Source organism: Streptomyces sp. 8N706 (assembly GCF_052245415.1).
In the GTDB taxonomy this organism is placed as follows: Bacteria; Actinomycetota; Actinomycetes; order Streptomycetales; family Streptomycetaceae; genus Streptomyces.
Map to the genome: position 1 here is coordinate 52,370 of NZ_JBQQBW010000023.1, position 25,832 is coordinate 78,201.

A 25,832-nucleotide genomic window follows, 5' to 3' on the forward strand; every position below is an offset into this window, starting at 1 on the left:
TGCCGCGTAGTCCGAGTTGTGATCCGGGCGGCCTTGCCCAGCCCTTTGCCTAAGGTTAGCTTTACCTAAGTTCATTCCCCGCGCCGACAGTACAACCGTCAGGAAAGGCTCTTCCCTCATGGTCCCATCCCTCAATCGCCGTGCTGCCGCTCTCGCCGGCGTTGTCGTGCTCGCCGTCACCGCCACCGCATGCGGCTCCGGCAAGGACGACGCCAAGTCGGCCGCCGAGGGCGGAAAGCACACCGTGACCACCGCCATGGGCAAGGTGGAGGTTTCCGACAGCCCCAAGCGTGTGGTCGTCCTGGACACCGACGCCCTCGACTCGGCCATCACCCTCGGCGTCAAGCCGGTCGGTGCCGTCACGTCCGAGGCGGGCGCGCCGATGTCCACCTACCTCCCCAAGGACCAGATCAAGGGCATCAAGAAGGTCGGCCTGATCATGGAGCCCAACCTGGAGGCGATCGACGGGCTCAACCCGGACCTGATCATCAGCAGCAAGGAGCGCGACGAGAAGAGCTACAAGGAGCTGTCGAAGATCGCGCCGACCGTCTTCACCAAGACGACCGGCCCCGACTGGCGGAAGAACTTCGAACTGCACGCCGACGTGCTGGGCAAGAAGGACAAGGCGAAGAAGGTCGTCGCCGAGTACGAGAAGCACCTCACCGAGGTGACCGACGCGCTCGGCGGGGCCGACAAGGCAGCCAAGTCCAAGGTCGGCTTCGTGCGCTTCATCGAAGGCGCGGACACCCGCCTGTACATGAACGACACGTTCGTCGGCAGCATCCTCAAGGACCTCAAGGTCGGCCGGCCCGCCAACGTGGACAAGACCGGTTTCTCTCTCGACATCAGCCCCGAGCGGATCAGCGAGGGCAACTCCGACGTCATCTTCTACTCGACCTACGGTGACCCGGCGAAGGCCAAGGAGACCAGCGTCACCGGCGGCAAGCTGTGGAAGAAGCTGGACGCCGTGAAGAACAAGAAGGCGTTCAAGGTCGACGACAGCCTGTGGATGCTCGGCATCGGCTACACCGGCGCCGACCAGATCCTGGACGAGATGAAGAAGAGCCTCTCGTAACGTCGGGACAGGACACGACGACTGCGGCCCTGGCCACGGGTGTTCCGGGGCCAGGGCCGCAGTCGTAGCGGAGGCACAGGGCGTCACAGGCGTTCGAAGCCACGGACCCGCTCCCAGTCGGTGACCGCTGTTTCGAAGGCGGCCAGCTCGGTACGGGCGGCCTGTGCGTAGTGGCCGACGACCGCCTCGCCGAACACCTTGGCCGCGATCTCGCTGTTCTCCCACCGGTGCAGGGCCTCGGTGAGCGTGCTGGGCAGCCGTGGCACCGACGGATCGGCCAGGGCGTTGGCGGTGTGCGGCGCCGGGAGGGCGAGACGGTTCTCGATGCCGTACAGGCCGGCGGCCACCGCGGCGGCGACGGCGAGATAGGGGTTGGCGTCCCCGCCGGGCACCCGGTGCTCGATCCGCAGCGAGTGGCCGGAGCCCACGACACGGACCGGGCAGGTGCGGTTGTCCCGGCCCCAGGTGATGCCGGTCGGGGCGAAAGCGCCCGGCTGAAGGCGCTTGTACGAGTTGATGTTCGGCGCCATCAGCAGCGCGAAGTCGGCCAGACAGGCGAGCTGACCCGCGACGAAGTGGTGCATCAGATCGGACATGCCGTCCTCCGCCGTCGGGTCGGCGAGGGCGGCAGAGCCGTCCGTGCCGCGCAGCGACAGGTGGATGTGGCAGGAATTGCCCTCGCCCTCGTCGTACTTGGGCATGAAGGTGAGCGCGACGCCCTCCTGCGCGGCGATCTGCTTGGCGCCGTTCTTGAAGACGACGTGGTTGTCGCAGGTGGTCATCGCCTGGTCGTAGCGGAAGACGATCTCGTACTGGCCGGCATGGACCTCTGCTCGGGCCGTTTCCATGGTGAGCCCGGCGCGCACCATCTCCCGGCGGATGCGGCGCACCACGGGCTCGATCTCGGCCAGTCCCTGGAGGGAGTAGTCCACGTTGTAGGCGGTGGCCGTCTCAAGGCCGTGGTAACGACGGTCCCATGCCTGACGGTACGACTCGTGGAAGACGAGGAATTCCAGTTCGGTGCCTGCGAAGGCGGTCAGCCCGCGCTCGGCGAGCCGGTCGAGCTGGGTGCGCAGTACCTGGCGCGGGGCGATCTCGACGGCCTCGCCGCCCGGCCAGACGGCGTCGGCCAGGACGAGCGCGGTACCCGGGTCCCAGGGAAGGGTGCGCAGCGTGGCCGGGTCGGGACGGAGGACGAAGTCACCGAAGCCGCTCTGCCAGGCGTCGATGGCGTATCCGGGACCGGTGTCCATCTCGACGTCGGAGGCGAGCAGATAGACGCAGGCGCCGAAGCCCTGCTCGGCCGCCTCGTCCAGGAAGTACGGCACGGACAGGCGGCTGCCCTGGAGCCTCCCCTGGAGGTCCGGGACGCTGACGATCACCTCCTCGACGCGCCCCTCCTCGGCGTCGGCGCGCAGTCGCTCGTACGGCGAGGCGGTCATATCTGCTCCTGAAGTTCCTGAGGTACGCCGGTTGCGACGGCGAGGGGGTTGGGGAGGGTGCCGTGGACGACGTCGAAGCCCTCGTCCTTCTCGGCGCGGTCGTGGAAGCCACCGCCGAGCAGCTGCTCGCGGTTGAGTGCCACCCGGTCGAATTCCGGGGCGAGCAGACCGAAGCCCTCGAACCGGTCGGCCAGTTCGGGGAAGCGGGCGTGGTAGCGCTCGATCTCGGCGCGGACCATGCCCCAGAATTCCTCCTCCGGCACCCCGAGGTGCTCGGCGGCCAGCGGGGCGAAGAACCGGAAGTGGCCGGCGAAGATCGCGCTGAGCAGCGAGTGGGCCAGCTCGCCGGCGGGCCAGCGCAGCAGCAGCGCGTCAGCGCGCTCGGACAGGCCCGCGTACTCGGGGTGGCTGCCGGGCAGCAGATTGACGTCCTCGGCGAAGTCCTTGACCGCGATGCCGATGGGGGTGTCGGAGGAGTCGTAGAGGACGATGGTGTTCTCCCCGTGCGGGCAGTACGCCACGCCGTACCGGTAGAGGTAGTGCAGCAGTCCGGGCAGCAGGGCGCGGAAGAAGCGGTCGAGCCAGGCGCGCGGGGCGAGCCCGGACCTGTCGACCAGTTCGCTGACCAGGGCACGGCCGTCGGATCCGGTCTTGAGCAGCGCGGCCATGGTGCGGGCCCGCTCGCCGTCGCCCAGCAGCGCAGCGACCGGCTCCCGCCAGACCGCGCCGAGGAGTTCGTGGTAGCGGTACGGGGCGTCCTTCACCGACTCGTACAGCGGATGGTGCACGGCTACGCCCGCGACCTCGCCCAGCGGGTGGAAGCGCAGCTCGTCGCGGAGATAGGGATCGGAGTCGCGGACGGCGTGCAGCCAGGCGCTCACATCGGGCGCGGCCTCGGTCGGCTTCGTGGACAGGCCGCGCCAGACGAGAGTGTTGCGGATGAACAGCGGCACCTTCACATTGCGGCGGTGCGGGTGGTCCAGATTCGCCAGGGTGCGGATGGACTGGAGCGGCCGGTAGCGGTCGGGGCCCACACCGAGAAGCACGATCCGGCCGTCGGCGAGATACGGGGCGAAGAGCGTCGCGACGGCCTCGTCCCAGTGGAAGGGGTGCACCGGCAGCCAGCAGAAGTCGGCTGCGTGGTGACCGGTTTCAGCGCACGCCTGCTCGAGCGTTGCCCCGAACCGCTTGCGGGTGACCTCGTCCAGCTCCTCGGCCAGCAGGGTGTCGGCCTCGAGACCGGGCACACCGGAGTAGGAGCCGAGACTGCTGTGGACGCCGGCCCAGAACAGCTGCACGGAACCGGCTGCCTCGGGTGCGTAAGAGGCGGCGTCGGAGGCGGAGAAGCCCAGCCGTCCCTTGTTGAGCAGCATGCACGGATGGCCGTCCTGATGCGCCTCCAGGTCGAGGTGGTCCAGATCGGCGAGTTCGGCCGCGGGCAGGGCACGGGAGATGACCTCGGCCTCGGCCCGACGGGTGGCGGTGAGTTCGCGCAGCACCTCTGCGGTGGTGGGCCCGTCCCAGCCGAGGACCGGGCGGGCGTCGAGCATCAGCTGCTCAGGGCCGGCCGTGCCGCCGGTGGGCGCGGGGTGCCGCCACAGGGTGCCGGGCACGACCCGCCAGGTGCCGAAGGTGCCGCGGGCTGCCTGGAAGGTCCAGTGGATTCCGTCGGCGAGGTCCAGCCGGTACGCGTCCGGGGCGCCGTCCGACGGGTCGGGCTCGGGGACGAGCAGTTCCTCGTAGGCGAACTCCTCTACGGCTTTGACGAGCAGCCGTTGGCCCGCCTTGGCCCAGGCGTCACGTGTGGTGCGGTTCATCGGTGCTTCTCCTCGGAGTACGCGGGGGAGGGGGCTGTCAGGGCAGGCGGAGGACCCTGGGATTCCGGGACGGCCGGGACCGGCCCGGCCTGCCCGGAGATGGCAGGCCTGGTCGCCCCGGCCTCGGACACGGCGGAATCGGGCGTGGCCGGTGCCGGGGTGGCTGCGCTTCGGGTGCGCCTCATGGACAGGGCGGCGGCGCCTACCTGCACCGCCGCGGCGACTGCCAGCGGCAGCGCCAGATCGTAGGAGACCGCGGCGGTGGCGGCCAGCGGTGCGGCGAGAAGACCGGCGGAGCGGGCGGTCTCCACGGCGGTGAACGCCGGGCCCTTCGTTCCGGTGGCACGGAACATCCGCAGCTCGACGGCGACTTGGCCGAGGCCGAGCCCGACGCCGAACAGCAGCCGGCTGCCGACCAGCCCCGGCAGGGCGTCGGCCAGCCACGTCCAGGCCAGCCCGGTCGCCCCCACGGTCAGGGCCAGCGGCAGCAGCCGGTCACCGAGCAGGTCGTAGCAGCGGCGTACCAAGGGAAGCACGGCCAGCGCGGAGACACTCGGCAGGAAGAACAGCACGGCGGACCCGACCGAGCCGCTGCCGAGGCTGTCGGAGAACTCGGTGAAGAAGGGGCGCGCCACATTGACCGAGAAGTCGAACGCGACCCCGATCAGGGCGGCGTAGGCGAGCATCATGAACCACGAACCACGGTTCGGAGAGCGCGCACCGGGGGCGGCTGCCGCGCCGGTCTGGGCAGGCGCCGCTTCCGATGCGCCGTCGGCAGCGGAGCCGCCGGTCTTCATGTCCGGGCGTCGGCCCAGGATCCGGTAGGTGAGCACGGCCAGCAGGGTGTCCAGGACCGCGAACGCCGAGATGCCGATGCGGGGTTCCGGCAGGGCGAGGACTCCGGCGCCGACCATCGTCGAGACGACGACGGACAGATGGAAGACGACGACCAGCGTGCAGACCGCGGCCAGCCGGGCCCGCTCGCCGCCCTCCGATGCGTCACCGTGCTCGGCGATGAACGCCGGATAGGCCAGCAGCAGGGCGCTGTTGGTCGTCACGATGAGCGTCGACAGCACCGTGTACGCGGCATAGCTGGGTGCCAGGCCGAGGAGCAGGTCGAGAACGGCGGACCCGCACAACCCGGCCAGCACCAGCTTGTGCAGCGGCCAGTGCCGGGCCGCCAGCCCCCACAGGGGGAGGGCGGCGAGCCCGACGATGCGGCAGATCCAGATGTACAGCCCGGTCGCTTCCGGATCCTCGATGCCGTACAGCCGCTGGAACAGCTGGGGGAGGAACGGTGTCAGTGCGGTCTCGGCGACCAGGTGAAGGCCGATGACGGAGATGAGCACGGTCTTGGCGTGGCCCGCCGTTCCCCCCGGGGACGGCGCGCCGGTCTTCTCCGCGACCGTCATCGCGGCGTGCCCGAGGGTGTGGTGGCAGCCTCGTCCGGGACCGCCGTCGGAATCACCGGGGACGCCGGTGCCTGGGGTGCGCCGAAGGTCGTGAAGGCCTGCCGCGGGGCAACGGGCAGTACGCGGCGCCCAGCGGCGGCGTTGAGGATGGTCGCGGCGCGCCAGGCGCCGAGGGTGAGGTCGGGTGCGCCCACGCCGTGCGTGTGCATCTCGGCGTTCTGGACGTAGAGCGTGCCGGAGACCCGCGGGTCGAGCGCGACCCTGTACTCCCCGTCGACTTGGTAGCGGCCCCTGTCGTCCCAGTCGACCAGGTCGCCCATCGACTCCAGGAAGGCGGGACGGGAGGCGGCGTAGCCGGTGGCGGAGACGACGGCGGAGGTCCGGATCTCGAAGAGCGGATCCTGCTGCTGAGTCCGGCAGGTGAGCAGATAACCTTCGCCGTCGGGCTTCGCCGCGACGATCTCCACGCCCGGCTGCAGGGTGGCGCGCGGCTCGCCGCCGCCGATGGTGCGCTCGTACAGCTCGTCGTAGATCTCCCCCAGCGTCTCCTCACTCACGCCCTTGTAGAGCTGCCACTGCTCACGCACCAGACGCTCGCGGGTGGCCTCGGGGAGGTGGCGGAAGTAGCGGATGTAGTCCGGGGTGAAGTGTTCCAGGCCGATCTTCGAGTACTCCATCGGCGCGAAGGCCGTGGTGCGGGCCAGCCAGCGGACGTACGGGCCGCCCTGGCCGTCGCCGTCCTGGTGGCGGAGCAGGTCGAGCGCGACCTCGGCGCCGGACTGGCCCGCGCCGATGACCGTGACGTCGTCGGCGGCGGCGAGCCGCGTCCGGTGGGTGCGGTAGTCGGCGCTGTGGAGGATGCGCCCGGCGTGGGAGTCGGTCAGCAGCGGGCGCAGCGGCTCGGGGACGACAGGGTTGGTGCCCACGCCGAGTACGACCTGGCGGGCCAGGACGCGGGTCTCGGCGCCCGAGGCGGAGCGGTGGACGACGGCGAACGCGTCCACGCTCTCGTCCCACTCCAGCGCGGTGACTTCGGCGTCGAAGCGGCAGGAGGCCAGCCGCTCGGCGACCCAGCGGCAGTAGTGGTCGTACTCGCGGCGCGGTATGTGGAAGCGCTCGGAGAAGAAGAACTTGAACATCCGGTCGTGGGAGCGGAGGTAGTTCAGATACGACCACGGGCTGGTCGGGTCGGCCATGGTGACCAGATCGGCGAGGAACGGCACCTGAAGTGTCGTTCCCTCCATCAGCAGGCCCGGATGCCAGGAGAACGCCGGCCTGGCGTCCAGGAAGAGGGACCGGAAGCCGGGTACGCCGTCCGCCAGCGCGGCCAGGGACAGATTGAACGGGCCGATGCCGACGCCGACCAGGTCGTAGGGGCGACTGTGGTCGGGGGAAGTCGAGGGAGCGGTCACCGCTGGGCCTCCGTAAGAGGGTTGGGGAGATCGATGTAGACGGACTGGGTGTGGACGTCACCGACCAGTTCGTCGAGACCGTCCACGCAGGTCAGGTAGTTGCCCTTGCAGCGCAGTACGGGCGCGTCGAGCAGCAGGTCGAGCAGGCCGTCGGCGGTGGGCTCGGCCGTGCGCAGCCGCTCCAGCGCGCCGCGCAGCACGTGCAGCAGTCGGGTTTCGTCGGCCAGTTGGAGCGCTCCGAATGCTCCGACGAGACCCAGCAGGTTGTTGATGCCGAGGTAGTAGGCGACCCGCTCGTCGACGAAGGCGTCGTCGAAGACCAGATCGACGCCGTCGGTGGCGCCCGGCAGGAGGCGCTCGATGTCGGCGGTGCGGGAAGCGGCCAGGTAGTAGCCCTGGCTGTCCCGGTACCAGCCCGCGCGGGGCAGTCCGTGCGCGTCGAGGGCGACCAGGGTGTTCTGGTGGTGCGGCTCCAGGGCGATGCCGTAACGCGCCTGAAGGCGGATCAGGGGAACGGCCAGCACGTCCAGATAGCGGGTGAGCCAACGCTCCGACGCCTCGGCCACCGGGACACCGAACGCGTGAGCGGCGCGCTCGACCGCCTCACACAGCAAGGCGCGGTGCCGCGGCGGGGTGCCGTCACCGGGACCGGTCCGCTCGGCCAGCAGACCCGCCACGCACAGCCCTTCGGGCGCGCCGTCGCCGCCGCCCCGGAAGGGGTTGTCACGGATCGCGGTCTCCAGTCCGGTCTCCGGCCCGTCGGTGCCGACCGACACCCAGGCGAAGTCACGCAGGATGCCGAACTCCGGGTGCTCGGCACGCAGCCAGTCCGCGGGGCCCGCGGCCAGCAGTTGCGCGGCCCGCATGCCAAGACGCATCTCGCTGCGCAGGTTGTTCCGCCGGGAGTTGGTGATCCGCATGCCGAGGGACAGCTTCAGCATCACTTCGGCGTCCGGCCGCTGCACGGTCCGCACGGAGGAGGTGGGATACCAGGCCGGTCCGGCCGCGCCGAGCGGGCGCAGCAGTCCGGCGTCCACAAGCGCGGCGACCTCCGGACGGGCAAGGACCTCGCGGGCCTGCCACGGGTGGGCGGGCACCGGCACCATCCCGTCGGGCAGCTTCAGCCCCGCGGCAAGCGGCCGCAGCAGCTCCGCAGGAGAACTGCCGTCCGCACTCCCACCGACGACGACGTCGGGGTGGGCGGCGAACCAGTGGAGCGGGAACGAGCCGCGCAACTCGGGGGAGTACGCGTCCAGCTCGGCGTCGGACGCCTCCTCGCGGCTCTTGGGCGCGGGATGGAACGGGTGCCCGAGCAGCAACGCCTGCTCGCTGTCGAGGAACGGCGTCGGCCCTCGGCCGTTCTCGCCCTCGGCGCGCCGGCGGGCGAGGTGCGTGGCGGTGCGCCGGGCGGAGTTCAGCACACGGGCGGCGGCGTCGCCCCCGTGGTGCGGGAGCACACCACGGCCCAGCGTGGTCTCCCGGATCAGCCCGGCGGCCACCAGGGCCGCGTCGGCCGGGACACCGTCAGTGTCCCCGGCGGTGACCACGCGCGGCGCACCGAACCGGTGCCAGCCGGTGGCCGACCGGTACCGCACGGGCACCGACAAGGTGAGCCGGCTGGCCGGCAGGTCCAGCAGGAGTCCCTGGCCGGTCGGCGGGACCTCGGTTCCGGTCTCGCGTACGTAGGCGCGCAGCAGCGTCTCCATCGCGGCGGTGTCGCCGGCGCGCAGGGCGTCGGCGACGTCGAGCGGGTCCGGACCGGGTGCGGGGGCCGGCGGCGTGTCTGCCGGCGTCACCGCCGCCACCGGCGGCCCGACAGCGGTGGGCCGGTTCACTGGTTCTCCTCCTCGGCCTGGCCCGCCGCGGCGACAGCGTGAAGCAGCCGCTCGACCTCGGCGGGGGTGGTGTGCGGGTTGAGCAGCGTGAGCTTCAGGCGGACCCGGCCGGGCCCCTCGCCCGGGAGCTCGGTGCGGCCGATGACCGCGCGCCCCTCGCCCAGCAGCCTGCGCCGCAGCGCCGCGTTCACCCGGTCGGTGTGAGCGGGGTCGGCGCCCTTGGGCAGGTAACGGAAGAGGAAGGCCGTCAGGACGGGATCGGCGTGCAGCTCCAGCCTGGGATGTGCCCGTACTGCCTCCGCACCGCCGCGCGCCAGCTCGTGGCAGGCGTCCACGAGCCGGCCCAGGCCCTGGCGGCCCAGAGTGCGCAGGGTGACAGCGATCTTGAAGGCGTCGGCGCGGCGCGTGGTGCGCAGCGAGAGGCCGAGGAGGCTGGGGTAGCCGGCCTCCTCGTCGTCCTGCGGATTGAGGTACACCGCGCGTCGTGCGAGGGAGGCGTAGGTCTCCGCCCGCCGGACCAGGAAGATGCCCGCGGCGACCGGCTGCCAGCCCAGCTTGTGCCAGTCCAGGGACACCGAGTCGGCCAGCCCGATGCCGCCGACCAGCGGGGCGAGTTCGTCGGACAGCAGGGCGCCGCCGCCGTACGCCGCGTCCACGTGCAGCCAGGCGCCGTGCTCGGCGGCCAGCGCCGCGCAGGTGCGCAGCGGGTCGATCGCACCGGTGTCGGTCGTGCCGGCGGTGGCCACGACAGCAACCGGCACCTCACCGCGCGCGACGCAGTCGCGGAGGGCGGTGGCCAGCGCCTCCGGCTTCATCCGCAGCTCGTGGTCGACCGGGACGGGGATGACCGCGTCCTCGCCGAGCCCCAGGAGGGCCGCCGACCGTTGCACCGAGAAGTGCGCGGCGGCGGAGGCGAAGATCCGCGGACGGGGGCCGGTGCCCGGCACGCCGCTCAGCTCGATCTGACGCTCGGCCGCGCGGCCGAGCACCCGGTCGCGGGCGAGCATCAGGCCCATGAGGTTGGACTCGGTGCCGCCGGAGGTGAGCACACCGGCTGCCTCCGCCGGGTCGTACCCGACGAGTTGGGCCAACTCCTGCAACAGCAGGGTCTCCACAGCGGTGGCGGCGGGCGCCTGGTCCCAGGAGTCCTGGGAGGGGTTGAGCGCGGAGACGGCGAGATCGGCGGCGACGGCGACGGCGAGCGGCGGGCAGTGGAGATGCGCGGCGCAGGACGGGTCGGCGGGGTCGGCGCTGCCGTGGGCCAGGAGTTCGGTCAGCCGGTGCAGGGCGTCATCGCCGTCCGCCTCGGCGAATACCCGCTCGACCTCTGCGGCCAGTTCCTCGGGCGTCCCGGCGGGTACGGGGCCCCCACGCCGCACGGCGCCCTTGGCGAGCGCCTCCAACACGGCCTGTAGCAGCGGCTCCAGCGAGCCGGGCCCCTGCGCGCCTCCGGAAAGCGCGGTCTTCCGGATCCCCGTTTCTGGCGCCATGGCACCGTGGAGCAGTCCGGCCACGGCCGCGCCGAGAGGGTCGGTCCCCCCCGGGGCGGGTTCAGGCGCGAGGCTCAAGCCGCCACGTGCCGGCATGCCGGCGATCTGCCCCGACACGGTTTCCAGGCGGTGCGCCTCCAGGCTGTGGATCTCGCCCGTCATGCCTGCACCCCCGTGAACTTCGCTGCCCCCACCGTGGTGATGGCGTCGGTCAGCCGGTCCAGTACCGCTTCGGCCTGCTCGTCGGTGATGACCAGCGGCGGCAGGAGCCGGACGGTCGAGTCGTGGCGACCGCCCAACTCCACGATGAGGCCCCGGTCGAGGCAGGCGGCCCGTACCTGCCTGGCCAGCTGCGGGGCGACCGGCCGGGCGCCGCAAGCGTCGGGCTCGGCCTCCGGGTCGACGAGCTCGACGCCGATCATCAGGCCGCGGCCGCGGACGTCGCCGATCGTGGGGAGTTCGGTGCGCAGGCCCTCCAGCCGTGCCGTCATCCGGGCGCCGACGGTGGCTGCCCGCTCGGCCAGGCCCTCCTTGGCGACGCACTGCAGGGTGGCGGTTCCCGTGGCCATGGCCAGGGTGTTGCCGCGGAAGGTGCCGGTGTGGGCACCAGGCAGCCACCCGTCGTAGTCCTCGTGGTAGACGAGCACCGCCAGCGGCAGGCTGCCGCCGATCGCCTTGGACATCACCATGGCGTCCGGCACGATCCCGCTGTGCTCCACGGCCCAGAAGGCGCCGGTGCGCCCGACGCCGGTCTGCACCTCGTCGACGATCAGCGGGATCTCCCGCTCCGCGGTGATCCGCCGCATCTCGCGCAGCCAGGCGTCCGGGGCCGGTACCGCGCCGCCCTCGCCCTGCACCGCTTCGAGGATCATCGCGGCGGGCGGTACGACGCCGCCGTTGGGGTCGTCCAGCAGCCGTTCGGTGTACTGGGCGGACAGTTGCGCTCCGCGCTCCCCGCCGACGCCGAACGGGCAGCGGTAGGCGTACGGGTAGGGAAGCCGAGTCACGTCTGCGGCGATCCCCGGCACCGGCTGCTTGGTGGTGACACCGCCGGAGGCGGCCAGGGCTCCCGCCGTCATGCCGTGGTACGCGCCGGTGAAGGCGAGCAGCCCCCGCCGCCCGGTGGCGGTCTGCATCAGCTTGAACGCGGCCTCGACCGCGTCGGTCCCGGCGGGCCCGCAGAAGTGGATGCGGGCCTTGTCGGCGAAGCTGCTGGGCAGAGTGGCGAACAGCGCGTCGGTGAACTCGTCCTTCTCCGGGGTCGCCAGGTCCAGGACGTGCAGAGGGGCCCCGCTGCTGACGGTGCGCTGAATGGCCTCCAGCACGACGGGGTGGTTGTGACCGAGGGCCAGGGTGCCGGCGCCGGACAGGCAGTCGAGGTAGCGGCGGCCGTCGGTGCCTTCGATCGTCATGCCCTGAGCACGGGCCGGGACGATCGGGAACGAGCGGGCGTAGGTGCGGGCCGAGGATTCCCGCGCGCGCTGACGCTTCAGGATGGCGTCCGCTTTGCCCGCGGTGTGATCGAGGCCAGGGCGGTCGGTGGAATGCACAGTCATGACGTACGGCTCCAGGGGGCGGAAGGGAGGGGAGGGGAGCGAGCGGGCGCCGACGACGGGCCCCAGGGCCGGCGCGGCTCATCGGCCTTGGGCCTCAGACCAGGAGGCGGTCGGCGACGGGGTGGCCGAGGAAGCGGTGCATGGCGAACTCCCAGCCGTAGGAGCCCGCGTACGGGAAGACGACGAGGTCACCGGCGCGTACTCGGTCCACGTGGACGTCGCGCAGCAGGGTGTCCTCAGGAGTGCACAGCTCGCCGACGACGGTTACGCGGGTCTCCTCGGCTGCCGGGCGGTGACAGTCCTCGGTCCAGTTGTCGACGGGCAGGACGGCGATGTTGTGGACGATGTCCCAGGACGTGGGCAGCTGGAAGTGGTTGATGCCGCCGCGCAGGACGACGAATGCCTCGCCGTAGGACTGCTTCACGTCCGTCACCTCGGCCGCGTACCAGCCGCAGTCGGCGACCAGGAAACGGCCGGGCTCCAGCACGACCTTCACCCCCGCGGGGACGTCGACCTGGCCGGCCACCTCGCCGAAGCGGACGATGTCGAAGGGCTTCTCGCCCTCGAAAGCGACGCCGATGCCGCCGCCGATGTCGACATGCCGCAGTTCGAACCCGTTCTCCTGGGCGGTCCGCACACTCCACTCCACGCACCAGCGCAGATACGCGGCATGCGCCTCGGCGTCGAGATTGTTGGACGCCGCGTGGATGTGGAAGCCGATCACGTCCAGGCCGGGCAGCCGCAATGCCTCGCGCAGCACCTCGGGCACGTCGGGCTCCGCGACCCCGAACTGGGAGGGAACACCGCCCATGTGCAGGGAACCGGTGACCGGGATGCTCGCGGGGTTGACGCGAAGCGCCACCCTGGCACGGACCCCTTCACCCACCGTGATCCTGCTGATCCGGTGGAGCTCCAGCAGGCTCTCGGCGTTGATCGCCTCAACTCCGGCGCGCACCAGAGCGGTGAGGACGGGGACAGACTTCGCGGGGCCGGCGGCGACCACCGGTACGGGGGTGCCCCCGATCACCGGCTTTGCCGGGGCGGCCAGTTCGAGTTCCGAGCAGGACGCGACCTCGAACCCGTCGACGTGAGGGGCGAGCGCCTCGACGATCCCCGGGAAGGAGTTGGCCTTCACGGCGTAGTAGACGGCTGCCCACTCCGGCAGTGCCGTGCGCAGCTCACGCGCACGCTCGGCGGCGACCGCACCGTCGTACACATAGGCCGAGACCGGTGTCCCGGCCTGCGTCAATCCCAGCAGCCTTTGACGGACCGTGCCGGGGAGCACGTCCAGGGGATAGACGGATCGCGGGGCTGCGGAGGGCGGCAACTCAATGGACACGGCTCTGCCTCAGGTCAGGGTCGGAAGGGGGAAGGAATGGTGAAGTGTCCAGTGGCAGCCGAGCTCGCGCACAATCATCACGTGGGGCCGCCACCCGGGGTACGGCTCCATCCGGCCGATCGGCCTGAACCCGTACCTGGCGTAGATGGCGATCATCACGTCGTTGTCCGCAGCCACGAGGGCCGCGGCGCGCTCCTCCCGCCGCTCTGCGAGAAACGCCTCGAACAGCGAGACTGCGGTACCAGAGCGCCGCCAAGGCGAGCGCACCAGCAACTCGCACACGCCTACCGTGCGGTCCGGATACTCACGACGGAACTCCGCCCCAGGGTCCGGCGTCAGGCCGTCCCACCACAGCGAATCGGGCGGCAGGGTGTACCCGTAGATGAATCCGGCCACGTCATCGCCGTCCAGCGCGGCCACCAGCGCGAAGCCGGGGCGCTCCGCATGCCGCATCAAGCGGTCGGAGATCGGTGGGTCGCTGTGGTCGCTGAGTTCCAGTCCGTCGGCGTAGACGTCCTCGTAGGTCCGTGCCCACCGCTCCGGATGCACGACAATGGCGGCTCCGTCGTAGTGCCGGATCGGTAAACCCTTTGGTGACTTGGGTCCCGGCGTGACGGAACTGTGCGGACTGGGCATGGTCCCCCCGAGGGAAACGTAGTCGGGCGGCCAGATTCGGCCCACGAACACTTAGGTGAGCCTAACCTAATGGTTTGCTTGTTTCCAAGGGTCGGCGCCCGTAAGCCCGACTCGGACTCTTTGTCCGGCTTGTTCCGCCTGGTGGGGCGCGCCGGTCGGGCGGGGTCGAGGCGTACGGCGAGGCGGCCGAGGTCGGACTGCTCGACGCCGAAGATGGCCGGTTCCCAGCCCCGAAGCCCGCCACCATCGGACGGCTGACCGGGCAGGACGTCCCACTGACCACCGACAAGCCCGACCCGGTCAACCTCACCGGCCCGCTGCACTCCCTGCTCACCTCTGCCTCTGCGTTGACCACCCCGCTGTTCACGGCCTGCTCGGCCGAGGGCGGGAAAGCGGCGCCACCGTCGTCTCCCCCCTCGGGAGAGGGCGGGAGGGCGGCGCTACCGTCCCATCGCGCCTCGAGGTTCCCCAACCCGATCGGCAGTCCCTGTCGGCTCGGGTCACCGGAGATCTGGATGACGACGGCTACGCCGACGTCGTGGAAAGCGATGTGGTGCCCCAGCGGGGACTTCACATTCGACAAGCGCATCGTCGGGGGTGGCCCCGACGGCTCCAGGGCGTCACCACGTTGCCCGCCGACGGCGTACGGGCCACCGGCGTCGGGGACTTCGATGACGATGGCGTCCTCAACCTGCTGACCATCGCTGCGCCTTCCTTCAGCGAATCCGCCGACGGGCCGCAGCCCGCCACCGTCCTGTACGGCCCGATCAGCCGGGACGGCGGGGGCCCGCGCCACCTCGACCCTCGACGTGGGCAACAAGGGCCGGGCCTCGGCGACATACACGATCGTCGGCAGCTGATCGGGTCGGCCATGTCGTCCGGGTGACCCTTCGTCACGGACTCGGAGGTGAAAAGACGTTGGCTCGTCGCACATCTCCATGGGAAGTAAGGACCGGCGGAGGCCAGTTGCGGGAGGGATGGGCGACCCAGGGCGCGGTGGCGCGGGCGGAGCCGGTCGGCTCGTGGGCCGGTGAGCCGCCCCGCACGCGGGCCATGCCGAGCAGAACGGCGGTCAGGGCAGCGAGTTCCGCAGCGTCCGGCCGACCGCGCACGACGCGGATCTCGAGGTGCGGCGCGGGGCTCACTGGGGCTGGTTCCCGTGCTTGCGGTTCGGCAGCAGCACGTGCTTGGCGCGGAGCATGGCGAGCGCGCCGATCAGCCGGGAGCGGGTCTCGGCGGGGTCGATGACGTCGTCCACCAGGCCGCGTTCGGCGGCGTAGTAGGGGTGCATCAGCTCCCGCTGGTACTCCTCGATCCGGGCGCGGCGGGCCTTCTCCGGGTCCTCGGCGGCGGCGATCTCGCGGCGGAAGATGACGTTCGTGGCGCCTTCGGCGCCCATCACGGCGATCTCGTTTGCGGGCCAGGCAAGGGCCAGGTCGGCGCCGATGGAGCGGGAGTCCATGACGATGTACGCACCGCCGTACGCCTTTCGCATGACCAGGGAGATCCGCGGAACGGTGGCGTTGCAGTAGGCGTACAGCAGCTTGGCGCCGTGCCGGATGATGCCGGAGTGCTCCTGGTCGACGCCCGGCAGGAAACCGGGCACGTCGACGAGCGTGACCAGCGGGATGTTGAAGGCGTCGCACATCTGCACGAAGCGGGCGGCCTTCTCGGAGGCTCCGATGTCCAGCACTCCGGCCAGCACGGCGGGCTGGTTGGCGACGATGCCGACCACGTGCCCGTCCAGCCGTGCCAGCGCACAGACCACGTTGGCCGCCCAGTGCTCGTGCACCTCGAAGAACTCCCCGTGGTCGGTGATCTCCTCGATCACCGTGCGCACGTCGTAGGAGCGGCCCGGGTCCGACGGCACCAGGGCGGTCAGCGCCTCGGTGCTCCGGTCCGGCGGGTCCTCCGCGGGCACGGTCGGGGGGAGTTCGCGGTTGTTGGCCGGGAGCAGGGACAGCAGGTAGCGGACGTCCTCCAGGCAGCTCTCCTCGTCGTCGTAGGCGGAGGCGGCGACGCCGGAGGTACGGGTGTGCACGTCGGCGCCGCCGAGACCGTCGTGGGAGATCTCCTCGCCGGTCACAGCCTTGACCACGTCCGGCCCGGTGATGCACATCTGGGCGGTCCCGCGGACCATCAAGACGATGTCGGTGAGAGCGGGCGAGTACGCCGCGCCGCCTGCGCACGGCCCGAGGATCACGCTGATCTGTGGGATCACCCCGGAGCTGCGGACGTTGCGGCGGAAGATGCCGCCGTAGCCGGCGAGCGCGCTGACGCCCTCCTGTATACGAGCCCCGGCGCCGTCGCAGAGGCCGACAATGGGCACCCGGGCGGCTTCGGCCATGTCCATGACTTTGTGGATCTTCTCCGCGTGCGCCTCGCCGAGCGCGCCGCCGAAGATGCGGAAGTCATGGGCGTAGACGAAGACGGTGCGCCCGTACACCGTGCCCCAGCCGGTGATCACACCGTCCGTGCAGGGCCTCTTGTCCTCCAGGCCGAAGCCGCTCGCGCGGTGGCGGCGCAGACCCTCGGTCTCGGTGAACGTGCCCTCGTCGAAGAGCAGGTCGATACGTTCCCGGGCCGTCAGCTTGCCCCTGGCCTTCTGCGCTCGGGTGGCTCGGTCTCCGGGTCCGCGCCGGACCTCTTCCCGCAGGCGGCGCAGGCGTTCCACCGACGCCTCCATCCCGGGCGGGTCGGCCGGTAAGGTCCTCTCCTCAAGCATGGTCATGGCTGATCCTCGGTCTCTGCGGGCGAGTCGGTACGTGGCTCGAAGGCGTACGGGTCTTTCGGGACGGGCCCGGGCGTGTCGGGCGGATTCAGGGCGTGCCGGGGCAGGCCAGGGACGTATGGGGCCGGGCTGACGTACGGGGGCAGCCGGAGCCGTTCCGGTGGCTTCCGCCCTGCCGGTTCCTACGGATCTGGATCTACTGCTGCCGGGGCCGGGCCCCTGGGCTCACTCGGGCTCGGGACGCGTCCGACGCGTCGCCGACAGGTTCCGGTAGAGGTGTTCGAGGACTTCGCGCAGGTGCTCCGCGTCTTCCGGTCGAAGGCCGCGCAGCATGGCCTCCTCGGTCTGGGCCCACACCGCTTCGACGGCGATGCGGAGTTCCCTGCCCCGTTCGGTGAGGGCCACCCGGGTGACCCGCCGGTCCTGCGGGTCCTTGGTACGGGAGACCAGCCCGGCCCCCTCCAGCCGCTGCACGGCCTTGACGACGGTGGGAAGTTCGACACCCAGGCGCGCGGTCAGCTCGCTCTGGGAGAGCCCGTCGTCCTTCCACAGCTCGGCCAGCAGGAGCTCCTGGCCGGGGTGCAGGCCCATTTCGGCCAGCCCCCGGGAGACCAGGACCCGGTGTTCCCGGGCGGCCCGGACCAGGGCGGTTCCCAGCGAACGGCTTATCGCGGAAGTGCCCGGTTGCTCCGTCGGCTGCATGCGTCCTGTGTCTCCCGAGTGCTGGGGCCGAGAGGAAGATCCTACGGCGCCCGGCCGTGTGCGCGACGTGGGCGGCCGGAGCTCACCCTGCGATGTCCTCCGTTTCCGTGGCGGCTTCCTCCCTCTCCGGGGCGGCGGGCTCTCCGGACGCCTGCTGGGGGAAGGCCTTGAAGAACGGTACGACCTCCGCCACGAAGATGCCGTCCTTCACCGCCGGGTCCTTCCGGACGATCTTGTTGGCCTCCGCGGTGTCGGAGACCGCCAGGACGGACATGCCGGCGTCCCGGTCCAGGAACGGACCGCTGAGCGTCAGCAGGCCCTGGGCCTCCAGCTCGGCGTTGTGCTCAGCGTGCCCCTGCAGCGGCTGCTCGAAGAGGGGCTTCCCCTCGATCCAGTTGGGGCCCGGTGAATAGAGCACCACGTGGTGGGTGGGAGGGACCGGTGGTGGTGCGGTGTCGCTCATACTCGCTCCTCATTGCGTGACAGATGACTGGCGCGGACCGCCTCGATGACCCGCATCACGTGGAGACCGTCCTCCAGGGTGGGCAGCGGAGCGGCCGTCGTACACCCGTCGGGAGCGCTCCCGTCCCCACCGCCGCCTGCGGCCTCCACGGCCGTCAGGAAGGAGTCGGCGAGCTGATGCCAGAGCATCAGCCCGTGTTCCCGGGCAGCCCCGGCACCGCTGGAGGACGCGGCGCCGGCCACCGCCACGGGTTCGGGGTCGCGTCCCGGGCGCAGCAGGACCGGACCGTCGGCCCCGGTCCACTCCAGGCTTCCCTCGGTGCCGTACACGGCGAAGGACTCCTCGACCCGGGCCGACGCGTGCCAGGCCTCGAACACCGAGACCCGCACGCCGGATTCGGTCATGCCGGTAAATTCGTATCCCGTATCGGCGGTCACCGGCAGGCCTTTCGCCGAACCCACGGGGGCGGGGTTCTCCCGGGCCCAGCCGAACACCTCCAGCACGTTGTGGAACTGCGGGCCCTCGGCGGCCTCGGCGATGTCGTGGTGCAGCCCGCCGCGGACCGTGACGATGTCGTCGCCGAGCAGCAGCCGTATCCGGTCCAGTACATGCGAGCCGTGCTGCATCAAGGCGCCGCCGCCGTCCTCCGCCCGGTACATCCAGTTGTAGGGCAGCGGCGGCAGGCCCATCACGCTGGCCACGCGCAGTTGCAGCGGGCGGCCCACGGCCCCGTCCGCCACCATCCGGGCCATGGCGGTGAAGACCGGGTCGAAACGCCAGACGAAGCCGGTGCTGTGCACCACCTGGGCTTTCTCCGCGGCCCGCAGCATCTCCTCGGCCTGGGCGGCGTGCACCGCGAGCGGTTTGTCGCAGAGCACGTGGCGCCCGGCCTCGGCGGCGCGCAGCACGGCGTCCGGGTGGGCGTCCGGCGGGGTGGCGACGGAGACCACGTCGGCCTTCTCGATCAGCTCGTCGAGGTCGTCGGTGACCGTCTCCACCTCGTAGCGGGCGGCGAGTTCCTCGGCGCGGCCACGGGTGCGGCTGGTCAGCGCGGCCAGCCGCACCCGCCCGGTGCGGCGGAATCCCTCCAGGTGCAGGCCCGCGCCCCAGCCGGCCCCGACCACGCCCACGCGGAGCGGGGTCCGCTCCCGGGCGGGGTCCTCCGGCGCGCTCACGCCGGCACCGCCTCGACCGCGGTCTCGCCGCGCGGGCCCGGGCCCTCGGGCAGGTGCTCGGCCACCACCCTGAACCCGGCGCGCTCGAGCAGCTCCTTGCACTCGGGAAGGCTGCGTTCCCGGCCGCCGAGGATCACCAGCATCTGGAGGTCCGCGAGCTTGCCGGGGTGGAAGCCGGGCCCGGGCGGGATCATGTTGTCGACGACCACCAGCCGGCTGTCCGGCTTCATGGCCTCGCGGACGCGGGCGAGCAGCCGCAGCGCGTCCGCGTCGCCCCAGTCGTGCACGACGCGGCACAGCACGTAGACGTCGGCGCCCGGGACGACCTCGTCGAAGAAGCTGCCGCCGACGATCCGGCAGCGGTCCTCGACGCCCTCCTTGCGCAGCACTTCGGGGGCGTCGGCGACGGCCTGCGGCAGGTCCTGCAGGATGCCGCGGGCCTCCGCGTGGCGGGCGAGCATCGAGGCGAGCACCACGCCCGTGGCGCCGCCCACGTCGGCGATCACCTCGGCCCCGGAGAACGCGCAGCGCTCCAGGACGGCGGGCGCGGTGCCCGAACCGGCCATGGCGTTGAAGGACTCGGCGGCCTCGGGATGCTCCGCCATGTACGAGAAGTGGTCGGTCCCGTAGACCTTCTCGAAGGCGGAGCGGCCGGTACGCAGCGAGTGCAGCACCTCCGACCAGGCCCGGAAGCTCTCTTCACCGTTGACTATGGCGAAGTGGCGCAGAGCTCCGGGGGCGTTGCTGCGCAGCAGGTGGCCGCCCGGGGTCAGGCCGATGACCTTGGGCGCCGTCTCCTCCATGAGGCCCAGGGCGCCCAGGGCGCGACAGAAGCGGTAGAGGGCGTCGGGGTCGGCCCCGACCTGTTCGGCGAGTTCGCCGACGGGCAGCGGTCCGGCCGCCAGGGCGTCCGGGACGCCGGTCTTGGCCATGGCGTACACGGCCTGCCCTACCCATGGCATACCCATGAGCAGTGTGCGCATGACGCGCTGGGTCTCCTCTGGCGGAATGTCGGGCAGGGCGGCTGGGGTTGTCTCCGTCATTTCCTGTGCCTCCTCGAGGCGGTGTGGTGGTTCGGCGCGCGGTGAAGGGATCCGCGACGATCAGACGGTTCCGTGCAGGGGCGCCGCGGCCAGGTCCGAGGACTGGTCGTGACAGAGCGCCAAGTGCAGCGCCTCGGCATAGCGGTTGACGGTGGCCAGGCACTTCACGACAGCCTCGCCGGCGTCCGTGCCCGAGTCGGCCAGGAGGGTGTGCAGGCTCTCGGCTCTCTCGAAGCCGGCGGTCTCCAGGGCGCGCAGGACGTCGCCGCGGGCCGCCTCGTACGCCACGGCCGCCGGGCAGACGACCAGGGCCCGTCCCACGTGCGGTCCGTGGCCGGGCGGTTGGGAGACGATCTCCTCCGCCGCGGCGATGCTGGCCCCTTCCTCCATGGCGACCTGCACGAGGTCCGGGAGGATGACACCACCGGACCGGAGGCCGTGCAGCACCCGCCGCACGGCGACGCAGTACCCGAAGGCCGTGTCCAGATAGATGAGCGCGGTGCGTTCCCGGAATCGCGCGCACTCCGTGATGCGCCGGTGCCAGTAGTCGTAGTCCCATTTCGCACGAACGTGGTGCTCACTGATCTGCACACGCTGGCTGCTGAGCCTGGCCTCGCAGAACAGGGCGTCTGCCATGCGGAACGCGTGGGCGATGTCCGCACACAGGAAACCCGCGGCCGTGAGGTCCACGACCACCGAACACGGCAGCGCCTTCCGCAAGGCGCTCATACTCGGCACTTCGAACACAGAGCCTTCCCCCCGTAACAGATGCCGGTGCATGCCCAGCGCTATGGACGTGGCAGCTGGGCCGGACGGGCCACCAGGGCACTCTCCGCGCGCGGGTCGGCCCCGGGCGGCGGCGGTGCCACCTTCTCCAGTTCGAACCCTGCGGCCCGCAGCAGGTCGACGTATTCGGTGCGGGTACGGTCGCGTCCCCCGAGCACGACCAGCATCACCAGGTCAGCGGTCTTGCCGGGGTGAGGCCCCGGCACCTCGGGCACCAGCCGGTCCAGGACGTAGAGCCGGCCGTGCGCCGGTATGACCTCGCGTATTCGTCCGAGGATGCGCAGGGCGTCCTCGTCGCCCCAGTTGTGGAGCACTCGCGCCAGCAGATAGGTGTCGCCTGCGGGTGCCGGGTCGAAGAAGCTGCCGGGCACGCACCGCACCCGGTCGGCGAGGCCCTCGCGCTCCATCCGGCGGGCGCCCTCGGCCACCGCCTCGGCCAGGTCCACCAGCACCCCCTCGGTGCCGGGGCGCTGGGCGAGCACTTCGGCCAGCAGGCCGCCTGAGCCTCCGCCGAGGTCGACGATGGTCTTGGCGCCGTCGAAGTCAAGGGTGCTCACCATGGCAGGGGGCCGTCCGGAGACGCCCATCGCGCGGTGGAACAACTGCTCGGCCTCCGAGTGGGATTCGAGGTACTCGTAGAAGGAGCTGCCGAAGACGTGGTCGAACGCGGGCCGGCCGGTGCGCGCGGTGTGCAGGATGTCGGCGAAGGCGCTGAAGGTCTCCTCGCCATGCATGACCACGACATCCCTCAGGCTGCCGGGGCGGTCGGAGACGAGCTCTTCCCCCGGCTCGGCCAGACCGTAGGTCCGGGGCGCGGTCTCCGTGAGCACACCTGCCGAGGACAGGGCCCGGCAGAGCCGGTGCAGGGTTTCGGGGTCCGCCCCGACGAGCGGCGCGACCTCGTCCACCGGGCGCGGGCCCTCCGCGAGGTGGTCGGGAACACCGAGCTTGGTGATGGCGTACATCGCCTGGGACACCCACGGGGCTATGGAGAGCTCGCGGATGCGCATCTTGGCGGCGAGACCGGCCGGCATGGGGACTGCTGGAGCGTCGTTCATGGTGTCTCCGTCTGTCGAGAGATTCGGTAGCGGTCGGATGACACGGTCGGGCGGGTGCGTGCTGCGGGGCGCGGCCGACGACGGCCGCCGGTTGCGCGCTCCGCGCGCTCCCGGGACGAGCCGCCGGGGAGTCGGGATGGGGGCCCCGGGGTCGGTGATCAGGGATCGGTGACGAGGGATCGTGAACGGGGATCGGTTCGGGATCGGGCAGGCAGGACGATCCGGGAGCGCGTCAGCGCTGTGGTCCGGTCATGACCGGCGAGGGCGCCCGCGCGGCGAGCCTGCCCATCCGGGCGCCCAGCGCGTACAGGGCTTCCGGGGTGACCGTGCCCGCTCTGGGTCCGGGAAGCAGCAGGCTCCCCCAGTGGCAGGCGGCCCGCAGCAGACCGGAGAGGGCTTCCTCCCCGGCGGGTCCGTCCGCCGTGGTGAAACCGGAGACGATGCGGTCCTCGAGCTGTCGCCTCGACCAGAGCGGTGCGGTGGCCGCGAGCAGTTCCGCCACGGAGGAGGCCAGAGTGGGCGTCCGGCCGCCGGTGGCGAAGACCACGCCGCCGGCCGCGGCAAGCTCGTGGGGATCGAGGGTCGGCGCGCCGGCCGGGCCGCTGCCCGGCAGGGTCCGCAGAGCGGAGGACACGTCGGGATCGTTCACGCCGGCGAGCACCCTCCGGCAGTCGCGGAGCAGTTCCGGTAGCGGTTCACAGCAGATGACGAGCACACGTGCAGCCATGAGTGACCTCATTGGAGCGTCTGTGACGAGAATGCTGACCATGAGACGTGCTGGGGCCCGGCGGCGGGGGGCCCGTGACGCCGTCGTCAGCGGGTTCGCCAGGTGCTGTGCGTGCGCGGCCGTCGCCGCGCGGGTGTGAGTACGACGGGCTCAGCGGCCGCCGGTGACCGGGACGGTCTCCCCGGTGATGCCGCGGTTGGCCTCCGAGCACAGATAGGTGACGGTGTCTGCCACGTCCTCGGGGCCGACGAGCCGCCCCGCGGGAGTAAGCCGGGTCTCCTGTTCCCGCAGCGGGGCCGGGAAGTTCGCCCGGTTCCGCTCGGTCATCGTCAGACCGGGCATGACCACATTGACCAGCACCCCGTCCCGGCCGAGCGACCAGGCGAGCGAGTGACACAGACCGTGCAGTCCGCCCTTGGCCGCCGCGTAGTACTCCGCGCCGGGGATGCCGTCCTCGACCAGGTTCGTGGACATCAGGGCGATTCGGCCCCAGCCGTTCGCGCGCAGCGCGGGGGCGGTGGCGCGCATCAGGCGGACGGCGCCCAGCAGGTTGTCCGCCACGATCCGCTCCGCGTCCTGCTCGGGAAGGGTCTCGAAGCCGCCCGGGCCACGGGCCCACCAGCGCACCGCGTTGGCCACGACCACGTCCAGGCGCCCCCAGGTGTCGACGGCCGTCCGGACCATCTGCTGTGCCGTGGAGGCGTCGGCGAGGTCGTAGCGGCAGGTCATCGCTTCCCCGCCCACGTCCTGGACCTGGTTTGCCACCTCTTCGGCGCGTTCCCGGGACTGGTGGTACCCGACGACGACGTGCGCCCCTTCGGCGCCCAGTGCCCTGGCGATGGCCGCTCCGATGCCGTTCGATCCGCCGGTCACGAGGGCCGTGCGGCCCTTGATGCCGTACTCCATGAGACGTCCCCCGCTGGTCGTCACTGCTGGCGTCGATCCGACTGCTCCGCTCACACGTGCGGACGCGCGTGTGACGGTGCTTCAGGTTAGTTGAACAGACTTCGGAATCGTGGGATGTCGGCTAAGTGACTGGATGTCAGTTTCTTGCGGGCCATCCGGTTTCAGGCCCGGTTGCCGCCCTCCGTTCTCTCCCACCGGTAGAACTCGTGGGCCATGGCGTCGGCCGGGCCTCGCCACGTCTCCGGGTGGTAAGCGGTGATCATCGGCTCAAGGGCCTTGCTGACGGACGTGAACGACGGGTGGTCGCGGACCTCGGCCACGGCCGGGCCGAGCGGCCGCTCTCCCTCGACGAGGTGCATGTAGAGGTCGCCGAAGCGGAACAGGCTGCGGGAGCGGATCCCCACGAGCCGCGGCAGCTCGCCGCGGTCCGACTCCGCGAAGACGGAGGCCACGTCCTGCTCCCGGTCCGGCAGGATCCGGGCGACGATCAGTGCACGGTGCACGGTGTTCACCTTTCCGATCGCGCGGGGGTCAGGAGCGGGCGCCGACGACCGGGGTGGCCGGCTCTGAGCCGTCGCCGGCCCGCGCCGCGGCTTCCACCTTGGACTTGATCAGCGCCATCTGACTGGGCGAGTTGCGGTTGATGCGCTCGGTCATCTGGGCGGTGGTGACCGGGGCCGTCGGCTTCATGGCGAACTCCTGCTCCCAGCGCATGAGCACGCCCCCGTCGGTGGGGTGGTACGTCCACACGAGGGTCATGAACTCGAACGGGCCCGTCTCCACACGGCGGGCCCGTACGGTCAGCGCCTCGCGGTCGGTGGTCCGCTCCGAGACCCAGCTCCATACCGCGCCGTTCTCGTCCGGGTGCATGGTCAGCCGGAACCGCACGGTGTTCCCGGACCGTTCGAGGATCTCAGCCCGGGCGTACTCGTCGAAGAGGCCGGGCCAGGCCGCGACGTCGTTGGTCATGTCCCAGACCAGGTCCAGCGGGGCCTCGATGAGGATCTCGTTCGCCGTACGGCCCGGGGTGCCGTCCGCGGCCGGTGCCGCGGGCGCCGTGGCGCCCGAGACCTCGGCGTTGTACAGGGCCACCAGCTCGTACGGGGATGTGCACGCCTCCGCTTCGGAGCCCAGGGACACCGTCCCGCGGCGCTCCAGCTCGGCGACGAGGCCGAGCTTGCCCAGGGAGTCGACGTCCAGGTCCTCGAACGTGGTCTGCGGTGCGGCGGCGAGCTGCTCGCCGGTCACCGACACGCCGCAGCAGGCGGCGATGACGGGTGCCAGCTCGTGCAGGGTGATGGTCGCTTCGCTCATGGTCCTCTCCGGATCTCATCGCGGGCCGTCGGCCCGCGAGTTACGGTGTCGGGTCAGGCCGCCGCGGTACGGGCGGCGGGCGGAGCAGCGGATGGGGCAGCGGACGTGAAGTCCGCGCGGGCGAGCACGGCGGCGCTGCAGGCCCCGCCGAAGCCGCGGGACAGCACCAGCGCGGTGCGCGGTGCGCGGGACAGCGCGGTTCCGCGTACCAGGCGCCCGGCCAGGGCATCCAGCACCGGCCGGTCCGGGTCAGGCCACGGAGTGGGCGGGATGAAACCGTTCTGCAGGGACAGCACCGCAGCGGCCAGGTCCAGCGCGCCGGCCCCCGCATAGGCACGGCCGAAGCCGGCCTTGGGCGCGGTGACCGGGACGCTCTCCGGCAGCAGGCGGGTCAGCACGCCGGCTTCGGCGGCGTCCCCTTCGGCGGTGCCCAGGGCGTCGGCGAACACGACGTCGACCTCCTCGGGCCGCAGCCCGGCGCGGTCCAGCGCGGTACGCGCCGCGTGTTCCAGGGCCTCGCCGGCAGGGTCGAAGGCGACCTCGCCGCCGAAGGCGGTGGCGTGCCCGAGCACCAGCGCGCGGATCTCAGCGCCCCGCTCCGCGGCTGCCTCCGGGGTCTCCACCGCGAGCACCGCGCCGCCCTCGGCGGGCACGTAACCGGGGGCGCCGGGGGTGAACGGGCGGTACGCGGTGGCCGGATCCCGGTCCGGGCTCAGCAGCCCGGCCCCGACCTGGCAGGCCAGCGAGAACGGCGAGCCGACCGGGGCCTCGGTTCCGCCTATGAGCATGGCCCGGCCGCTCCGGCGCAGTTCCCGCGCGGCGTGGCCGAGCGCGTCCAGCGCGCCGGGCTCGTCGGTCACCAGCACGGCGCAGGCGCCCTTCAGGCCGCGGCGGATGGACACCTGCCCGGTGC

At 71.6% G+C, this 25,832-nt stretch carries 24 protein-coding genes; 2 read left to right on the top strand and 22 right to left on the bottom strand.

What is annotated here, in order from left to right:
* Positions 1-118: 118 nt before the first annotated feature.
* A complete protein-coding gene (locus ACTWQE_RS11745) occupies positions 119-1,075 on the top strand; it encodes an ABC transporter substrate-binding protein (protein ID WP_443328827.1) in 957 nt (318 codons plus the stop codon).
* 83 nt (positions 1,076-1,158) lie between these two features.
* On the opposite strand, the gene ACTWQE_RS11750 is transcribed toward ACTWQE_RS11745, so the two are convergent.
* The 9 genes from ACTWQE_RS11750 to ACTWQE_RS11790 all read right to left on the bottom strand — a co-directional run bounded on the left by ACTWQE_RS11750 (position 1,159) and on the right by ACTWQE_RS11790 (position 14,065).
* Entirely contained in the window at positions 1,159-2,517 is a 1,359-nt protein-coding gene (locus ACTWQE_RS11750) for a glutamine synthetase family protein (protein ID WP_443328828.1), read from the bottom strand.
* Positions 2,514-4,334 (bottom strand): IucA/IucC family protein, encoded by a 1,821-nt coding sequence (locus tag ACTWQE_RS11755; RefSeq protein ID WP_443328829.1) that lies wholly within the window; start codon positions 4,332-4,334, stop codon positions 2,514-2,516. The genes ACTWQE_RS11750 and ACTWQE_RS11755 overlap by 4 nt, the downstream gene beginning before the upstream one ends.
* Positions 4,331-5,746, bottom strand: coding sequence for a hypothetical protein (locus ACTWQE_RS11760; RefSeq protein ID WP_443328830.1), 1,416 nt, complete (start codon positions 5,744-5,746; stop codon positions 4,331-4,333). The genes ACTWQE_RS11755 and ACTWQE_RS11760 overlap by 4 nt, the downstream gene beginning before the upstream one ends.
* The gene (locus ACTWQE_RS11765; RefSeq protein WP_443328831.1) at positions 5,743-7,158 is read right to left on the bottom strand and encodes a lysine N(6)-hydroxylase/L-ornithine N(5)-oxygenase family protein; all 1,416 of its coding nucleotides are present in this window, start codon (positions 7,156-7,158) and stop codon (positions 5,743-5,745) included. Before ACTWQE_RS11765 ends, ACTWQE_RS11760 begins: the two co-directional genes overlap by 4 nt.
* Positions 7,155-8,993 (bottom strand): IucA/IucC family protein, encoded by a 1,839-nt coding sequence (locus tag ACTWQE_RS11770; RefSeq protein ID WP_443328832.1) that lies wholly within the window; start codon positions 8,991-8,993, stop codon positions 7,155-7,157. The genes ACTWQE_RS11765 and ACTWQE_RS11770 overlap by 4 nt, the downstream gene beginning before the upstream one ends.
* The gene (locus tag ACTWQE_RS11775; RefSeq protein ID WP_443328850.1) at positions 8,990-10,483 is read right to left on the bottom strand and encodes a pyridoxal phosphate-dependent decarboxylase family protein; all 1,494 of its coding nucleotides are present in this window, start codon (positions 10,481-10,483) and stop codon (positions 8,990-8,992) included. Before ACTWQE_RS11775 ends, ACTWQE_RS11770 begins: the two co-directional genes overlap by 4 nt.
* A gap of 158 nt (positions 10,484-10,641) precedes the next feature.
* The gene (locus ACTWQE_RS11780; RefSeq protein ID WP_443328833.1) at positions 10,642-12,039 is read right to left on the bottom strand and encodes a diaminobutyrate--2-oxoglutarate transaminase; all 1,398 of its coding nucleotides are present in this window, start codon (positions 12,037-12,039) and stop codon (positions 10,642-10,644) included.
* A gap of 94 nt (positions 12,040-12,133) precedes the next feature.
* The gene (locus ACTWQE_RS11785) at positions 12,134-13,378 is read right to left on the bottom strand and encodes an alanine racemase (protein WP_443328834.1); all 1,245 of its coding nucleotides are present in this window, start codon (positions 13,376-13,378) and stop codon (positions 12,134-12,136) included.
* 9 nt (positions 13,379-13,387) lie between these two features.
* Positions 13,388-14,065, bottom strand: a complete 678-nt coding sequence (locus ACTWQE_RS11790) for a GNAT family N-acetyltransferase (RefSeq protein ID WP_443328835.1) — start codon at positions 14,063-14,065, stop codon at positions 13,388-13,390.
* A 577-nt stretch (positions 14,066-14,642) separates the two neighbouring features.
* On the opposite strand from ACTWQE_RS11790, the gene ACTWQE_RS11795 reads away from it, so the two are divergent.
* Positions 14,643-14,900, top strand: coding sequence for a hypothetical protein (locus ACTWQE_RS11795; protein ID WP_443328836.1), 258 nt, complete (start codon positions 14,643-14,645; stop codon positions 14,898-14,900).
* 7 nt (positions 14,901-14,907) lie between these two features.
* Here ACTWQE_RS11795 and ACTWQE_RS11800 read toward each other — a convergent pair whose 3' ends face one another.
* From ACTWQE_RS11800 to ACTWQE_RS11860, 13 genes are all read right to left on the bottom strand, one after another.
* Positions 14,908-15,159 carry an acyl-CoA carboxylase subunit epsilon gene (locus tag ACTWQE_RS11800; RefSeq protein WP_443328837.1) on the bottom strand — a complete coding sequence of 84 codons (252 nt, stop codon included), beginning with the start codon at positions 15,157-15,159 and terminating at the stop codon, positions 14,908-14,910.
* Complete coding sequence (locus tag ACTWQE_RS11805; protein WP_443328838.1) at positions 15,156-16,745, bottom strand: acyl-CoA carboxylase subunit beta; 1,590 nt, start codon at positions 16,743-16,745, stop codon at positions 15,156-15,158. The genes ACTWQE_RS11800 and ACTWQE_RS11805 overlap by 4 nt, the downstream gene beginning before the upstream one ends.
* 225 nt (positions 16,746-16,970) lie before the next feature.
* Entirely contained in the window at positions 16,971-17,447 is a 477-nt protein-coding gene (locus ACTWQE_RS11810) for a MarR family winged helix-turn-helix transcriptional regulator (protein ID WP_443328839.1), read from the bottom strand.
* Between the two features lie 82 nt (positions 17,448-17,529).
* The gene (locus ACTWQE_RS11815) at positions 17,530-17,910 is read right to left on the bottom strand and encodes a YciI family protein (protein WP_443328840.1); all 381 of its coding nucleotides are present in this window, start codon (positions 17,908-17,910) and stop codon (positions 17,530-17,532) included.
* A complete protein-coding gene (locus ACTWQE_RS11820) occupies positions 17,907-19,085 on the bottom strand; it encodes a Gfo/Idh/MocA family protein (RefSeq protein WP_443328841.1) in 1,179 nt (392 codons plus the stop codon). The genes ACTWQE_RS11815 and ACTWQE_RS11820 overlap by 4 nt, the downstream gene beginning before the upstream one ends.
* Positions 19,082-20,128: a methyltransferase gene (locus tag ACTWQE_RS11825; RefSeq protein WP_443328842.1), complete on the bottom strand. Its 1,047-nt coding sequence runs from the start codon at positions 20,126-20,128 to the stop codon at positions 19,082-19,084. The genes ACTWQE_RS11820 and ACTWQE_RS11825 overlap by 4 nt, the downstream gene beginning before the upstream one ends.
* A 60-nt stretch (positions 20,129-20,188) precedes the next feature.
* The gene (locus ACTWQE_RS11830; RefSeq protein ID WP_443328843.1) at positions 20,189-20,857 is read right to left on the bottom strand and encodes a hypothetical protein; all 669 of its coding nucleotides are present in this window, start codon (positions 20,855-20,857) and stop codon (positions 20,189-20,191) included.
* A 59-nt stretch (positions 20,858-20,916) separates the two neighbouring features.
* Positions 20,917-21,972, bottom strand: coding sequence for a methyltransferase (locus tag ACTWQE_RS11835; RefSeq protein WP_443328844.1), 1,056 nt, complete (start codon positions 21,970-21,972; stop codon positions 20,917-20,919).
* A 232-nt stretch (positions 21,973-22,204) separates the two neighbouring features.
* Entirely contained in the window at positions 22,205-22,699 is a 495-nt protein-coding gene (locus ACTWQE_RS11840; RefSeq protein ID WP_443328845.1) for a hypothetical protein, read from the bottom strand.
* 150 nt (positions 22,700-22,849) lie between these two features.
* The gene (locus tag ACTWQE_RS11845; protein ID WP_443328846.1) at positions 22,850-23,605 is read right to left on the bottom strand and encodes an SDR family NAD(P)-dependent oxidoreductase; all 756 of its coding nucleotides are present in this window, start codon (positions 23,603-23,605) and stop codon (positions 22,850-22,852) included.
* Positions 23,606-23,766: 161 nt separating this feature from the next.
* A complete protein-coding gene (locus tag ACTWQE_RS11850) occupies positions 23,767-24,108 on the bottom strand; it encodes a TcmI family type II polyketide cyclase (RefSeq protein ID WP_443328847.1) in 342 nt (113 codons plus the stop codon).
* Between the two features lie 28 nt (positions 24,109-24,136).
* On the bottom strand, positions 24,137-24,610 hold the full coding sequence (locus ACTWQE_RS11855) for an SRPBCC family protein (protein WP_443328851.1): 474 nt from the start codon (positions 24,608-24,610) through the stop codon (positions 24,137-24,139).
* A 362-nt stretch (positions 24,611-24,972) separates the two neighbouring features.
* A partial coding sequence (locus tag ACTWQE_RS11860) for a beta-ketoacyl synthase N-terminal-like domain-containing protein (RefSeq protein WP_443328848.1) occupies positions 24,973-25,832 on the bottom strand: 860 nt, incomplete at its 5' end.

What these genes read in the sequence shown, in the direction of transcription:
- ACTWQE_RS11755 (WP_443328829.1), bottom strand. Translation starts at nt 4,334, where the DNA reads ATGAACCGCACCACACGTGACGCCTGGGCCAAGGCGGGCCAACGGCTG.
- ACTWQE_RS11775 (WP_443328850.1), bottom strand. Translation starts at nt 10,483, where the DNA reads ATGGCGCCAGAAACGGGGATCCGGAAGACCGCGCTTTCCGGAGGCGCG.
- ACTWQE_RS11805 (WP_443328838.1), bottom strand. Translation starts at nt 16,745, where the DNA reads ATGACCATGCTTGAGGAGAGGACCTTACCGGCCGACCCGCCCGGGATG.
- ACTWQE_RS11815 (WP_443328840.1), bottom strand. Translation starts at nt 17,910, where the DNA reads ATGAGCGACACCGCACCACCACCGGTCCCTCCCACCCACCACGTGGTG.
- ACTWQE_RS11845 (WP_443328846.1), bottom strand. Translation starts at nt 23,605, where the DNA reads ATGGAGTACGGCATCAAGGGCCGCACGGCCCTCGTGACCGGCGGATCG.
- ACTWQE_RS11750 (WP_443328828.1), bottom strand. Translation starts at nt 2,517, where the DNA reads ATGACCGCCTCGCCGTACGAGCGACTGCGCGCCGACGCCGAGGAGGGG.
- ACTWQE_RS11825 (WP_443328842.1), bottom strand. Translation starts at nt 20,128, where the DNA reads ATGACGGAGACAACCCCAGCCGCCCTGCCCGACATTCCGCCAGAGGAG.
- ACTWQE_RS11830 (WP_443328843.1), bottom strand. Translation starts at nt 20,857, where the DNA reads ATGAGCGCCTTGCGGAAGGCGCTGCCGTGTTCGGTGGTCGTGGACCTC.
- ACTWQE_RS11840 (WP_443328845.1), bottom strand. Translation starts at nt 22,699, where the DNA reads ATGGCTGCACGTGTGCTCGTCATCTGCTGTGAACCGCTACCGGAACTG.
- ACTWQE_RS11810 (WP_443328839.1), bottom strand. Translation starts at nt 17,447, where the DNA reads ATGCAGCCGACGGAGCAACCGGGCACTTCCGCGATAAGCCGTTCGCTG.
- ACTWQE_RS11745 (WP_443328827.1), top strand. Translation starts at nt 119, where the DNA reads ATGGTCCCATCCCTCAATCGCCGTGCTGCCGCTCTCGCCGGCGTTGTC.
- ACTWQE_RS11760 (WP_443328830.1), bottom strand. Translation starts at nt 5,746, where the DNA reads ATGACGGTCGCGGAGAAGACCGGCGCGCCGTCCCCGGGGGGAACGGCG.
- ACTWQE_RS11780 (WP_443328833.1), bottom strand. Translation starts at nt 12,039, where the DNA reads ATGACTGTGCATTCCACCGACCGCCCTGGCCTCGATCACACCGCGGGC.
- ACTWQE_RS11835 (WP_443328844.1), bottom strand. Translation starts at nt 21,972, where the DNA reads ATGAACGACGCTCCAGCAGTCCCCATGCCGGCCGGTCTCGCCGCCAAG.